This is a genomic window from Microcystis sp. M_QC_C_20170808_M9Col (genome assembly GCF_007095495.1).
Taxonomy (GTDB): domain Bacteria; phylum Cyanobacteriota; class Cyanobacteriia; order Cyanobacteriales; family Microcystaceae; genus Microcystis; species Microcystis aeruginosa.
The window spans coordinates 17484-31469 of the sequence record NZ_SFBZ01000268.1 but is presented as its reverse complement, the minus strand read 5'-3'; the positions used below and the strand labels follow the sequence as shown (position 1 = coordinate 31469).

Genomic DNA, 13986 nt, shown 5'->3' with positions numbered 1-13986 from the left:
GCTAGTTTGACTATCTCCTGCCATAAGTGTATATGACCAGTTTAGGCTTTATTGGTCACGCCGGTTAGTTCTAGTCGTTCAAACATGGCAAATCGTGCCTTCAAGGCCAGAGAATCATCAAGTTTTGTTAAAAAAATCGGTTTTTGATACTTTTGTTCTAAAGCTTTTTGGATTAACCAATCAGCTAAAAAGGGATTTTTGGGTAGTAAGGGACCGTGGGCATAGGTAGCGATCGCATTGTGGTAAAATGCCCCTTCATAACCATCCTCTCCGTTATTTCCGTAGCCAGTAATCACCTTTCCCAAGGGAGAAACGGTCTGTAAATAGGTACGACCCCCGTGATTTTCAAAGCCAATTACTAGCGGTTTTTCCCCAGTCATAGCTTTAATTTCCTCCGCTAAAGGAGAGGCAGTAATTTCAAAAACCACGTTACCGATACAGCGTTTTGCATTGGGACCAGGATGTTTACTTACTAGGTCTAATAATCCTAATCCTTCGATTCTTTGACCGAAAGCCGGTTCGTAATAATGACCTAATAATTGTGGGGAACCACAGGTAAAAACTCCCGGTATTCCTGTCGATAATTGTTCTTTCATTGCCGCCGCTTTTTTCCCCTGTAAATCGCGCATAACGATCTCCTGTTGCCGATCCTGCGCCCCACCCCCAACAATTATATCTACTTGATAAAATGTCTCGGCTTCTGTTTGAGCATCTAGGGGAATAATTGTCACAGGAATATCACGCCATTGACATCTTCTTTGAATAGTAATAACATTACCTCGATCGCCGTAGGTACTCATTAAGGTCGGATATAACCAGCCGATTTTTAGTTCTAGTTCTTGCATAATTTCTTAGGGGAAATGGGGAAATGGGGGAATGGGGAAGTGGGGAAGTGGGGAAGTGGGGAAGTGGGGAAGTGGGGAAGTGGGGAATTTCAACTAAAACCCTAACACCCTAAAACCCCCCGCAAGGCGCACGCAGTGACCACACCAACACCTAACACCAATCTTCACTCTTTTCTAATTTCTACAAAATCTTTCGTCCCGTGAGAATCTCTCGTACTTCTAACATAGCAGAATAGGTGGGTAAAATATGTAAAGTTTCCTCATTTTTGGTGTTATTAAGGGCAATTTGGAGCGCTTTTTTTAGCTCGGATTCAACAATTAAATTAACGGGATAAGCGAGACTATCCTGACTATATTGTAAGCGTAAAGCCATGTCATAAAGTCGATCGCCCGTTACTACTAAAGTTGTTCCCAAACGGGTTAATTTTTCCGTATCCACATCCCAAATCCAAGAAACATCCGTCCCGTCGGGGATGCGATCATTGAGAACTAAGAGAGTAGTCGAGGACTTTTCTTTCTGTAAAATATCAGCCACTGCGCGAATTGTTTCATTCATACCCACGGGATTTTTAGATAGTAAAATCCTAACTTTTTTACCCTCAATTTCTAATTCTTCCGCTCGACCAAAAGCCGCTTTAAAACCCTGAACTGTCTCAAAAATTTCTCGATCTTTAATCCCCAATTCCTGGGCTACTAAACCCGCCGCCAAAGTATTATATTTATTATAAACACCGATTAATATCTGCGGCCAATCGTGACTATGAAAAGCAGGATTACTCTTTTTAAAGCCGCAACTAGGACAACTAAAATCCCCTAAATGGGAGAGATAAACCCCGCGATAATCCAAAGAAGCACCACATTTAGGACAGTAAATAGAATCGACAGCGTGGGGAATTTCTTCTAGATATAATTCCGGCTCACTTAAGCCAAAATATACAACTCTTTGGGGCAGTTGTTGACCCAAATGGGAAAGAGTCGGATCATCAGCATTGAGAATCACTAAAGTATCGGTGGGTAGGGGAGATATGGCCCCTTGCCAACGGCGACTAATTGTATCCACTTCCCCATAGCGATCGAGTTGATCGCGAAACAAATTGAGAGCTAAAATAGCGCGAGGACGACAATCTTTTAAAACCAAAGGGAGAATATTTTCATCCACTTCTAAAATGGCATAATCAGCCTTTAAAGTGCCGAATAAATTAGCATCGGCTAATAAAGCAGTGATTAAACCATTAATTAAATTTGCCCCGGTGGTATTATGGGTGACTTTTGCCCCCTGACGCTCTAGAATAGTTCTTAGGAGTAGGGAAGTGGTAGTTTTTCCATTCGTGCCAACCACCAAGATTACCCCCCCTCGGACTTGCCCACAGAGTAGGGGTAACAAACGGGGATGGAGACGACGGGCAATTTCCCCCGGCAAGACGCTGGCAGCCCCTAAACGGAGTCCTTTAACCACAGCAGTAACGGTTTTAGCCACCGCTACGGCTATCCCTAAACGGATGCGATCAAACAATTGCATGAACTGAGATTCTCATAGCTGTTTCGTGATTTTACCCCTAAAAGAAGACCGGTAAACGGGGTAAGTTCCCTAATTCCTCTCGCAGTTGAGGTAAATCTCAGTTTATTCTGGCGTTTTTTCTCCCCTAACAAGTTTTTTAATTGTAGTTCTTATCGGAAATTTTCTGCGTAATTCACTATAAGTAATTGTTGATTTTTCCTGAATCATAAACAGGAAAGCTTCTTGTGTAGAATTGTATTTTTGAGGATAGCGAGGACTGCTAGGGTGAATGGCAATTAAATTATAAAAATAAGAACCTTGGTTAAGAGAATGAAGGCGACGTAGATCGCTAGTGAGAAAAGGCGCAGGAGCGAAATAACGAAAGAAATGGTAGCCAATTTCTGCTAAAAATTCTTGCAATTGCTCGATTTTAAATCCATATTTTTCGTAATGGGGTAAACAAACTTCAATATATAAAATGGGGTGATACTGTTTTAAGGTCTTCCTGGCTCCCTGAAGAACTTTAATCTCCATTCCTTCCACATCTATTTTAATAAAATCACATTGTTTCAGATGCAAATTATTTTCTATCCAAAAATCTAAGGTTGTGGAAGTAAATAGTTCTCCCTCGACCTCTGATGATTCAATAAAGCGGGTAGCTCCCATGTTTTTAGGGGCTTTTTTTATAGAAAAATTTTTTTGAGTATCACTAATAACATCAGTTTGTACTTGTACTAAATGTGAAACATTATTCAATCGCAGGTTTTCCAAGAGAATTTGATGAGTTTCTGGACAAGGCTCAAAGGCAAATACTCGGCCTTGAGGGGATGATAAACGGGCTGCCAAAGTTGAAAAAGTGCCAATATTGGCACCAATATCAAAGCAAACATCCCCCGGATGAATCATTTTATCGTCGATTCCGGGATAAGCACTCGCCAAATCTCGCAGATTTTCCAATAAGTTAGCCATCTTCTGATCGAGACAATAAAATTTACCTTCAGGTGTATTAACCAGCTTTAAATTATCATTCATAAACTCAGCCTTGAAATATTTGAAAACATCATATTACGCTTCGAGAATTTTGTCAATATTTAAAGCCAATAGATTTCCAGAAAATGTAGCATCTGAGTTAAGTTTTAGCCACTTGATTACAGGGAAGTATTCTTACAGCGGTTATCCTAATAGTAGAATACGAAATTTTCCTTTTGGGGAGTAAGCAGACCAGAGCGCGGAGACGATGCCAAATATAGGTTACACTTCACCTTTAGGAGAAAAGCTTAATCAAAGTGATTGCCACTGCCATCAAATATAAAAAGCCTTTATCTGCCCCAGGGGTTCGTCTTTGAAAAAGACAGCCTATAATTGTAGGTAAGTTTGGCGCCGATTCTACCGCACACGACATTTTAGGGCTAGAGCTTATGGGTTTATTGACAAGATTGGGGATTTCACTGGGATTACTCGCCCTAGGCGGTACTGTGGGTGTACTAGGAAATCAGTATTTAAGCAGAAAAGAGCCCCTAGAGGTAAATAAACCGCCGGCAATCCTCCCCGCTTCCCTCTCTCTCCCTGTTATTCCCCAAACCGACGGCAATGTCAATTTTATCGCCCAGGCCGTGCAGAAAGTCGGGCCGGCGGTGGTGCGGATTGACTCGGCCCGGGAAGTGGCCGACCAAATTCCCGAAGAATTTAAACAGCCCTTTTTTCGGCGCTTTTTTGGCAATGAAGTGCCGATTCCCAGGGAGCATTTGGAACGGGGAACCGGTTCCGGGTTTATTATTAGTACATATGGACTACTTTTAACTAATGCCCATGTGGTGGAAGGGACAACCCAAGTAAAAGTGACTCTGAAAAACGGTCAAACCTATCAGGGTAAAGTCCTGGGGGTTGACAATATGACCGATGTGGCCTTGGTGAAAATCGAGGCGAAAAATTTACCGACGGTGACTTTTGGCAAGGCCGAAACTTTAACCCCCGGGGAGTGGGCGATCGCTATTGGCAATCCCCTGGGCTTAGATAATACGGTTACGGTGGGCATTATTAGTGCCTTGGGCCGGACTAGCAGCGAAGTGGGGGTTCCCGATAAACGGGTTCGTTTTATCCAAACCGATGCCGCTATTAACCCCGGCAATTCCGGCGGCCCGTTGCTAAACGCCAAGGGGGAAGTTATCGGCATTAATACGGCAATTCGGGCCGATGCCCAGGGTTTAGGGTTTGCCATTCCCATCGAAACCGCCCAAAAAGTGGCGGGACAGTTATCTAGCAAGGGTAAAGCGGAACATCCCTACATCGGTATCCACATGGTGACGCTAAACCCAGAATTACGGCAGCAATTGAACGAAACTAAAGAATTAAACTTTAATATTGACCAAAATGAAGGGGTAATCGTCCTGCGAGTGGTGGAAAATTCCCCCGCTCAAAAAGCCGGAATGCAAGCGGGTGATATCATCGAAACTGTGGCAGGAAACCCCGTTAAAACCGCCGCCGATGTGCAGCAAGGTGTAGAAACCAGTGCGATCGGTGGTAATCTGGAAATCGAGATTAACCGCAGGGGTAAACAACAAACTCTCACCGTTCAACCGGGGGTTTTTCCCAGCAAAACTAGCGAGTGAACTACTTTCAACCGGTCAAGGGGCGACCCCTTACCCTACACTGGGAGGAGAGAAAATAGCAGCGGAGCGATCGAAATTGAGGCAGCGGTTACAATTAAAATTATCAATTGGGCGCGGGGCTGCCCTTCTAATCGGTTTGCTGGGATTAACGGCCTGTCAACCTCCCGATCCGCCGAAAATTTCGCCGACAGAATCGCCTAAAATTGAAGAAACTGGCCGCTTAATTCTCAATAATGCCACCTTAGAACAGGCTAACCCCTCCGGACAACCCCTCTGGAAAATTCAGGTCAAAAAAGCTACCTACACCCAAGACCAAAAAATCGCCCGTCTGGAAAATATCAAGGGTAATATCTATCAAGATGGGAAAGTGGTTTTACAGGTTAGTGCTGACCGCGGTGAAGTTTACAAGGAAGGCCAGGAAATTCTCCTCAAAGATAATATTGTGGCTGTAGATCCCCGCAATAAGGCCATTATTAACGCGCCGGAATTGCGTTGGCTACCTAAGGAGGGTATTTTAATCTCCTCCAAAGGGATCAAAGGTAGTCATCTACAACTAGAAGCTAAGGCGCGCCAAGGACGCTACGACACGCGCCAAGAAAAACTAGAATTACAAGGTCAAGTGGTGGCTACCGCCAAGGAATCCCGTGTTGTCCTGCAAACCGAGCGCCTGTACTGGGAAATTCCTCAACAGGTCATTAGTACCGATCAAAAAGTCGCTTTTGATCGCTATATTGATAAAACTATTATCGATCGCCTTACTGCTATCGGCGGTCGTTGGGAAAGAAAAAATAATCAGGTTATCCTGCAAGAAAACCTCGAATATCGCTCTTTAGAACCACCTTTACAGATTTCTGGTTCTCAGGCAATTTGGAACTATCAAAATCGTACCTTAACTTCCGATCGCCCCACGGAAATTTTTCAATATCAAGATCAAATCACTATTACTGGTAATCGTGTGGTGGTGGAATTAGGCAATCGTATCGCTTATCTCAAGGATGGGGTTAAGGGAATTAATCAGAAAACTGGGGCGCAATTGTATAGTCAGATCTTAACTTGGAAAATGTCGGAAAAAATTGTCGAGGCCGAGGGGAATATTATCTATGAACAACAGGAGCCAAAATTTAATCTTACTGGCGATAAAGCGATCGGCACTTTAGAAGATAATAACATTGTTGTTACCAGTAGCTCCCCCGATCGAGTTGTTACTGAGATTTATCCTCGTTAACAGGGAAAAATTAACCAAAAAAAACTCTCCCCAGAAAAGGGAGAGAGGGGGGGTAAATATTTAGGGTTTGCTGAAAAAGTTTTTCGTGGGGACAGGGTGTGGGGTGTGGGGTGTGGGGTTCACCCCAATGGTCGGCAATTTTTGAGGGAAAAAAAGTTTAAAAACCTTATCCAACAAGGTTTTTAGATTTATTCAGCAAACCCTATTTAAAAGCTTACCATTTGAGCAGATTAAACTGTTCCATATCGATCGTGTCGCGGTTACGATAGATAGTCAGGATAATCGCTAAACCCACGGCTGCCTCGGCTGCCGCTACGGTAATCACGAAAATAGTAAAAATTTGGCCTCGGATATTAGCGGGGTCAAGATAGTTGGAAAAACCCATTAAGTTAATGTTAACGGAATTGAGCATCAATTCGATCGACATTAAAACCCGGACGGCATTGCGACTGGTGACTAAACCGTAAATTCCGATACAAAACAAAGCCGCCGCTAATAACAAATAATACTCTAACTGAATCTGCATGATACCTCTTTCTTTTGTCCTATTTAGGGGCGGTTAATTCTCTAGGTCGTTCGGGTAATGTTAAAGCTGTGGCCGTAGGTTCTTCAGCTTTTAGGGTGGGGATAAGGTCACGACGAGCTAAAATAATTGCTCCGACCATGGCCATTAATAATAGCACGGAAGCTAATTCAAAGGGTAGCAAGAAATCACTAAAGAAATGCTTACCGATTTCTACTAAAGTATTAGTCACTACTGCGGGAGAAGTGCTAGAAATTGACCAAGGCGTGATTAAAACCATGGTCGATAACAGCACAAATAAACCCACACAAACTAAAGCTGTAGATGCCTGACGAATCCAACGTTTAGGAATATCAGAAAAGTCCTCTTGCTTGTTAACAAGCATAATGGCAAAGAGAATTAAAACGTTAATTGCACCCACATAAATTAGAATTTGTGCCGCCGCTACAAAATCAGCATTTAGTAAGAGATATAAACCGGAAATGCTGATAAAAACACCGCCCAATAAAAAGGCGGAATAAACGATATTAGATAATAGTACCACGCCTAAAGCTGTCCCGATTACTAGGGCTGCTAAAATGCCAAAAGATACTATTTGAACGCCCTCGGCTAAATTCACAGTAGTTTCATCTCCTTTTATGTTTGAGAGTTATTAATTATTAGTTATCAGCTTCTGAAGGCAAGAGGCAACAGGCAAGAGGCAAAAGACAGAATCTGGCAATTCTCCTACCTAAAAACCGTGACGGCTGATAGCTAACTGCTAATTAATCGGTAATTTCTTCCGGACGTTTACCGGCGCGTTGACTACCGGCGGGTAAATCGTGGGGTTCGATGACACCTTTAGGCAGATAACCTAATTCCCTCAGAGGTGTTACCATCGGATCTTGGGTGACTTTGTAGGGTAAACGGCCTAGGGCGACGTTATCATAGTTTAATTCATGACGATCATAGGTCGCTAGTTCGTATTCTTCGGTCATCGATAGGCAATTAGTCGGACAGTATTCCACACAATTGCCGCAGAAAATACAGACCCCAAAATCGATACTGTAGTGTTTGAGTTCTTTCTTTTTAATTTCCTTGTTAAAAGTCCAATCCACTACTGGTAAATTAATCGGACAAACTCGCACACAGACTTCACAAGCGATACATTTATCGAACTCAAAGTGAATTCTACCCCGATAACGTTCCGAGGGAATTAACTTTTCGTAGGGATACTGGACGGTAATCGGACGACGACGCATATGATCAAAGGTAACGGATAAACCTTCGCCGATGTATTTCGCCGCTTGAATGCTACCTTTGGCGTAATCGCTGACTTGTTTGAGGATGTTAAACATGATGGTCAGAGGGGTAGTAGGTTAACAGGGCAAAAACGGGAATTAACCGCCAAAAGCAAAGGGAAAAGCTAGTTTTAGGGCGGCGGTAAGTAGTAAGTTAACTAAAGATACCGGTAAGAGGAATTTCCAGCCTAAATCGAGTAATTGGTCAATGCGAACCCGGGGTACAGTCCAACGCAAGAGAATAGCGATGAAGATGAGGAAATAGGCCTTTAATACTGTCATCGTAATCCCTAGGGAAGCGGTGATAATTTGTAGCCAAGGATTGGTTTCACTAACTCCCAACCAGCCGGCCAAAGCATTGACGGGGATAGGAAATTCCCAACCACCAAGATAGAGGACTGCGAAAACTAGGGCCGACAGCACGAGGTTAACGTAGGAACCCACATAAAAGAGAGCGAATTTCATCCCCGCGTATTCGGTTTGATAACCGGCGACTAATTCCTCCTCCGCTTCTGGTAAATCGAAAGGCAGACGTTCACACTCAGCTAAAGCGGCAATCCAGAAAATCAGAAAACCCACCGGTTGGCGCCAGATATTCCAGCCTAAAATGCCATAACCGGATTGTTGTTCGACAATATCAATGGTACTGAGACTATTAGACATCATCGCGATCGCTAATACCGATAAAGCCAAAGGAATTTCATAACTAATCGATTGCGCCGCCGCCCGCAGGCCTCCCAGCAAGGAATACTTATTATTGGAGGCATAACCCGCCATTAATAAACCAATGGGGGCAATACTGGACAAGGAAATCCATAAAAAGATTCCCACGTTTAGGTCAGTAATCACCAGATTTTGACCGAAGGGGACGATGAGGTAGGAGACAAACACCGGCATCACCACCAAAATCGGCCCGAAGAGGAATAACCAAGGGTCAGCCTTAGCGGGGACGACATCTTCTTTAAAGACTAATTTCAGACCGTCGGCGACCGGTTGTAAAACGCCCAAGGGGCCTGCGTATTCCGGCCCGATACGCTGTTGGACGGCGGCGGAAATTTTTCTTTCTAACCAGACGCAGACTAAAACCCCCACTGTGGCGGCTATAATCATCAGGAACATGGGTAAAGGCATCCAAATCGCTTTAGCCAGTCCTCCACTTAATCCCAGGTCTGTTAGGGATTTAATGAAACTTTCTTGTAAATCTATGCCTTGATTCATATTTGGCGATCGCTGTACTGTCGATAGTTCGGCATGGTCTGAAGATTTTTAAGCAAATCTTATAGCCTAGTATACAGTTAGTCGGTCTGAGGGTTATCAGTAAAGTGACAAAGGCTTCAACTCATTAGCAGCCAAGAGAGTCAAGCAATCTTGATTCCCCGTCCGAGAATAGGTATTAGTCAATAGTTAGACTCTGAATCTATCAATGTTCTCATCTGTTTCTTAGCGCCGACAACCTCAGTTAGTTACCAATTATTCACAGGAAAAAAATCTAGATAACTTACCGTTTAGGCAGTTAAAGCCGCTCTCTGGTCTTTTGTCCGATAAGTTTTACCGACTTTTAAAACCCGGTTATCGAGCGTTTCTGGCCACTCCCCGCTATTTAGGGTAGGCTGAAAAAATCTAAAAACCTTGTTGGGTAAGACTTTTAGACTTTTTGTCAATCAAAAAGTACCAGGCATGGGAGTGATCAGGGGGAAAATCCCTGGACTTTTCCCTGAAAATTAGGTAATTGGCCACCTCAAAACTGGTAAAACCCCACACCCCACACCCCACACCCCACACCCTGCCACCAGGAAAAACTTTTTGCCGCAAACCCTATTTATTATGATAAGCCGCCTGTAGATCCCGAATCGAAAACAAAGCTTGAAACTTTATTCCCTGAGATTGGTAAAATTCCGCCCCTCCTTGCTCTCTATCCACCAAAGCAATGATTAAATCTACTTGATAACCGGCATCCCGTAATCTTTCTACCGCTACCATGGCACTTTTGCCCGTTGTCACCACGTCTTCGAGGACAACCACCGCGGCACCGGGGTTTAAAGTCGGCCCCTCGATATAAGCCATAGTACCGTGACCTTTTGCCTCTTTGCGGACGATTAAAGCTGGAATTGGGCGATTTTCGTAGGCAGATACCACAATAACGGCGCTGACAATCGGATCCGCCCCTAGGGTTAATCCTGCCACCGCTTGGGTATCTGGAGGCAGTAGCGACAGCAATAAACGCCCCACGGCTAAAGCTCCCTCAGCAGTGAGGGTAACTTGTTTGCCGTTGATATAGTAGCTGCTTTTTTGTCCTGAAGACAGGGTGAAATCCCCCTCTCCATAGGCAAGACGGACAAGAGCATCGAGGAGAAATTGACGCAGGGAAGCAGTATCGAGATTCGCTACCGAGGAATTAGCCATATTTTCAGGATTGGGAGCCTGACTGACTCCAAAATTTCGGTTACAATTGAGCCAAAAGTCATTATATATTGACTCGATCGCTAGTATTGATTTCTTTCTCATCCCATTGACGCGATTTTTTAATTAACCCTATCCCTGTGAGGAGATGTTTAGCCATGCGCGCTCAATTTTTACTTCCTTCCCTGTTTTGTTTAACCGGTTTAGTCTGGTTGAGTCCGCCTAGCGCGATCGCCGAAAGTTCACCCGACACCAATCCTGCACCGGTAAAAACCCAACAATTGCAACTTGTCCCCTCTCCCGATACGGCGGTGGGATTTAATAATATTCCCGGTTTGTTTAACCGCGCTGTTAATAACAATACGGGTCGTTTCTACGACTACACCAACATTTTAGGACAGTTCAACTCTCTTTTTGGTTGGCGTACTTTTATGCAAGGTTCCTATTTCGATAATATGATTACCCGGGATGCCAAATTAACCGAAACTTTATACTATGATGTCATGCAACAGCAACAGTCTGGGCCTTTAATTCGCACCCAAGATTTACCCAATCCCTTCGATACTTCCCTACAGGAAAATCCCAGTTATTTAAGTCCTGGCGGCTTTTAATTCGCCAATTCAACTCGGAATTGGCGAACAATGTAATGGGTCGAGAATCTTCTTTGAAGGTTCCCGAACTGCGGCAAGATGCCTTTTTAAGTTCGATCGAAGCTCCTTGAGAAGCTAAACTCTCACCCATTTGGCAATATCAAGAGTTTTGTCATAACGATAGCTCATGCCATCATTGGCAACAATCGTTTGACCTCGACGGGCTTTGTTTTTGATGGTACTTAAGCTATAGTTGGTCAGTTTTTGCATTTCTTGATGGGTAAAATTGTCTTGATTGTTTATTTCAGAGACAATTTCTATCGTTTCATCAACGGTTTGCTCATTGTTGGTATGAGTTGCAATCGCTGCTGATGGATGATAGTCTGCCATCCTCATTAAACGCCAAGTAGAATCCTCGGAAAGTTCCAAAACCTTTTGATGGTAGTTAAACAAACTTTCTCGATGTCCGACACTAATAAAGGTCTTTCCAGTTTGTTGTAACTGTTTATATAAATGATCTTCATTTTTTAAATCTAAAGCACTGGTGGCTTCATCTAAAATCACAAAATCTGGCTGATTAACGAATAGTCGCGCAAAGGCTAGACGTTGTTGTTCTCCTAAAGATAAAATATTTTCCCAATCCACTTCCTCATCAAAATTTTTGATGCGATTAAGAACATCTTGCAGGTTAACTTCTTGTAAGATTTCTTTTAATTGGGATTCACTCATCTCCGTTGTCGTTTGAGGATAAATTAGCTGTTCGCGCAGGTTTCCCAAAATGATGTAAGGACGTTGGGGTAAAAATAATAAATCGTCGAGGGGAGGTCGCACCAAATGACCTGTACCTGTATTCCATAACCCAGAAATAGCGCGTAAAAGAGAACTTTTTCCTCGACCACTTGGCCCAACAATTAATAAACCTTTCCCTGGTTCAACGGATAGGGATAAATGTTCGACAATCACTTTAGCGGCATCGGGAGTTTGTAAGGTGACATCATCAAAAGCTAGATTGTTATCTTCAATGACTTTAATGGTATTAACTGGGTTGGTTTGTTCGCTTACACCCTCTAAAGCTTGGTAAAACTCTTCTAAACGTTCAATATAATTAATAAACTCACCGGAGCGTCCAAATTCATCCACTAACACGGATAAGGCTGTGGAAAAGAAATAGCAACAATAGCTGGCTTGGTTAACTTGTCCAAACTCAATTTCACCACTAATATATAATGGGGAAACAATTAAGAAGGGGAAGATTTGAACAATGGATTCATAGCCTCGGTTAAAAAATTCTTGGTTTCTTTCCCAATTAATTTTTTCCATGATAATTTTAATCACCTGATTGAACTTCCTTTGAATAATATTTAACTCTTTTTCTTCCCCTCTAAAAAATGCAATTGATTCGGCGTGAGTCCGAACATGAGTAATGGCGTATTTATAGTTTCCTTCGGTTTCTAATTGTTGTTTACTGACTTTATTTAATTGTTGAGTAATATAGGTAGCCAGAATATTTCCAATAATCGTATAAACCATAAGCACTATAGAAATGGTTTTAGAAATTGACCAAAGGATGACAATAAAAACCAGCATCTCCATGAGTTTTTCGACGCAGGTTGTTAAAAAGTCCATCGTTGTTCTGGTGATGGGTTGAATTTCTTGGGATAAACGTTGATCTGGATTTTCAATATCTCCTTTAAAATTGATTTGATAATAAGCACGATTTTTAAAATATTTTTGCAAGATACTATTATTTATCCATTGATACCAATCCAGCGCAATTAGTTTTTTAAGAAACCTAGACAATCCTCCGAAAAACGTCATGCTGCCTAGGGTAATCCCATAAATGATGACAAAATGAGTTAATTGTTCTGCATCTCTAGCTTCTGTGACGCTAATTAAGTCTCTAAAAACGAAACTATTAAACGCATTAAGACTTACTACTCCCACTAATAAGAAAAACAATAAAACGAGCATTCCCCAGGAACGAATAATCTGCGAAAAAGCTCTATCCTGGTGTTCTTTTGGATACCAATAAACTTGAATAAATCTTAAAAATTCTTGAAGAGATTGATTGAAAGTTCGGGTATCTTCTTTGAGATTTATAGTATCTGAGGCTTTTTCTGCAACATTCATAGGATTCTCCTTGATCTAAAATGGGGGACATTAGAACTTTTAATGTCTATCTCTTGAGTTAGACATCAATTCAGCATACCATAAAAATCTGCATTATTATCACAAATTCTATTAATACTATTTTCTAGATTTTTTACATATCAGGAATCAATATTAACCTATTGTTTAGGCATTGGAGCAGATTCATAATCGTTTGATAATTTTGGCAGGATTACCTGCAACGATTGTAAAAGGTTCTACATCTTTTGTTACAACAGAACCTGCTCCAATAATTGCCCCTTTCCCAATCGTAACCCCTTTAAGAATCGCAACATTAAATCCAATCCAAACATGATCTTCTATCACCACGGGTGCAGATTGTATATCAACATCCTCAGCATCCTTAATCAGATTATTCAAAATGAGTACTTCCATAAATTCTTTCTGTCTTAAAACATAATTTAATGAATGAGCATCGGTATCATAAATACTGACATCATCGGAAATTATAACTTCGTTTCCAATTTTGATAGAAGTAGCTGATCTAATTCGAGTTCCTTCACCAATATAACAATTTCTCCCTATTTCTATTTTTCCACCATAAGGAAATATAGCTAATTCTCCGAGAATTACTCTATTTTCTCCAATTTTAATTAAACTTTTATCATTCTGATGATTTACACAATTTCCGTAAAATTTTACGGAACTATCGAACGTTGCACTTTCAGCCAGTTTTTGGAGTTTTTCGATTTTTTGTTGTTCTTCTAAGAATTTGGAAATTAATAAATATAATTTATGGTTTAAGTTAAACATAATATTTTCCTCGTGGAATTGATGATCTGACTTTTTTGAATCTAGGGATGAGATAAGCTGCGCAATTCAGCTTATGGGGTCTGATTAAATCGAT

The 13986-nt window shown here is 41.9% G+C and carries 13 protein-coding genes; 3 read left to right on the top strand and 10 right to left on the bottom strand.

Features of this window, described 5'->3' with window-relative positions:
- Positions 1 to 41 precede the first annotated feature (41 nt).
- The 3 genes from EWV68_RS16465 to EWV68_RS16455 form a co-directional block, all read right to left on the bottom strand.
- On the bottom strand, positions 42 to 845 hold the full coding sequence (locus tag EWV68_RS16465) for a type 1 glutamine amidotransferase (RefSeq protein ID WP_287170440.1): 804 nt from the start codon (positions 843 to 845) through the stop codon (positions 42 to 44).
- A 181-nt stretch (positions 846 to 1026) separates the two neighbouring features.
- Complete coding sequence (locus tag EWV68_RS16460) at positions 1027 to 2364, bottom strand: Mur ligase family protein (RefSeq protein ID WP_287170439.1); 1338 nt, start codon at positions 2362 to 2364, stop codon at positions 1027 to 1029.
- Positions 2365 to 2466: 102 nt separating this feature from the next.
- Positions 2467 to 3375 (bottom strand): FkbM family methyltransferase, encoded by a 909-nt coding sequence (locus EWV68_RS16455; RefSeq protein WP_147068703.1) that lies wholly within the window; start codon positions 3373 to 3375, stop codon positions 2467 to 2469.
- A 386-nt stretch (positions 3376 to 3761) separates the two neighbouring features.
- Between EWV68_RS16455 and EWV68_RS16450 the strand changes: the two genes are divergently transcribed.
- Positions 3762 to 4952: an HhoA/HhoB/HtrA family serine endopeptidase gene (locus EWV68_RS16450; protein WP_287170438.1), complete on the top strand. Its 1191-nt coding sequence runs from the start codon at positions 3762 to 3764 to the stop codon at positions 4950 to 4952.
- A 76-nt stretch (positions 4953 to 5028) separates the two neighbouring features.
- Complete coding sequence (lptC, locus tag EWV68_RS16445) at positions 5029 to 6177, top strand: LPS export ABC transporter periplasmic protein LptC (RefSeq protein WP_061432410.1); 1149 nt, start codon at positions 5029 to 5031, stop codon at positions 6175 to 6177.
- Positions 6178 to 6391: 214 nt separating this feature from the next.
- Here lptC and nuoK read toward each other — a convergent pair whose 3' ends face one another.
- The 5 genes from nuoK to pyrE all read right to left on the bottom strand — a co-directional run bounded on the left by nuoK (position 6392) and on the right by pyrE (position 10485).
- Positions 6392 to 6697, bottom strand: coding sequence for an NADH-quinone oxidoreductase subunit NuoK (gene nuoK / locus EWV68_RS16440; protein ID WP_197533180.1), 306 nt, complete (start codon positions 6695 to 6697; stop codon positions 6392 to 6394).
- A gap of 25 nt (positions 6698 to 6722) precedes the next feature.
- The gene (locus tag EWV68_RS16435; RefSeq protein WP_002734810.1) at positions 6723 to 7319 is read right to left on the bottom strand and encodes an NADH-quinone oxidoreductase subunit J; all 597 of its coding nucleotides are present in this window, start codon (positions 7317 to 7319) and stop codon (positions 6723 to 6725) included.
- Positions 7320 to 7464: 145 nt separating this feature from the next.
- Positions 7465 to 8037, bottom strand: coding sequence for an NAD(P)H-quinone oxidoreductase subunit I (gene ndhI / locus EWV68_RS16430; protein ID WP_002733194.1), 573 nt, complete (start codon positions 8035 to 8037; stop codon positions 7465 to 7467).
- Between the two features lie 42 nt (positions 8038 to 8079).
- Positions 8080 to 9198 carry an NADH-quinone oxidoreductase subunit NuoH gene (nuoH, locus tag EWV68_RS16425; RefSeq protein ID WP_002762098.1) on the bottom strand — a complete coding sequence of 373 codons (1119 nt, stop codon included), beginning with the start codon at positions 9196 to 9198 and terminating at the stop codon, positions 8080 to 8082.
- A gap of 597 nt (positions 9199 to 9795) precedes the next feature.
- The gene (gene pyrE, locus EWV68_RS16420; protein ID WP_002796350.1) at positions 9796 to 10485 is read right to left on the bottom strand and encodes an orotate phosphoribosyltransferase; all 690 of its coding nucleotides are present in this window, start codon (positions 10483 to 10485) and stop codon (positions 9796 to 9798) included.
- A 53-nt stretch (positions 10486 to 10538) separates the two neighbouring features.
- Here pyrE and EWV68_RS16415 point away from each other — a divergent pair, with 53 nt between their 5' ends.
- Positions 10539 to 10991 carry a porin gene (locus EWV68_RS16415; RefSeq protein WP_287170437.1) on the top strand — a complete coding sequence of 151 codons (453 nt, stop codon included), beginning with the start codon at positions 10539 to 10541 and terminating at the stop codon, positions 10989 to 10991.
- Between the two features lie 114 nt (positions 10992 to 11105).
- Here EWV68_RS16415 and EWV68_RS16410 read toward each other — a convergent pair whose 3' ends face one another.
- Together EWV68_RS16410 and EWV68_RS16405 are read right to left on the bottom strand one after the other, a co-directional pair.
- Positions 11106 to 13100, bottom strand: coding sequence for an ABC transporter ATP-binding protein/permease (locus EWV68_RS16410; RefSeq protein WP_287170436.1), 1995 nt, complete (start codon positions 13098 to 13100; stop codon positions 11106 to 11108).
- 183 nt (positions 13101 to 13283) lie between these two features.
- Entirely contained in the window at positions 13284 to 13892 is a 609-nt protein-coding gene (locus EWV68_RS16405) for an acyltransferase (RefSeq protein ID WP_287170435.1), read from the bottom strand.
- Positions 13893 to 13986 lie beyond the last annotated feature (94 nt).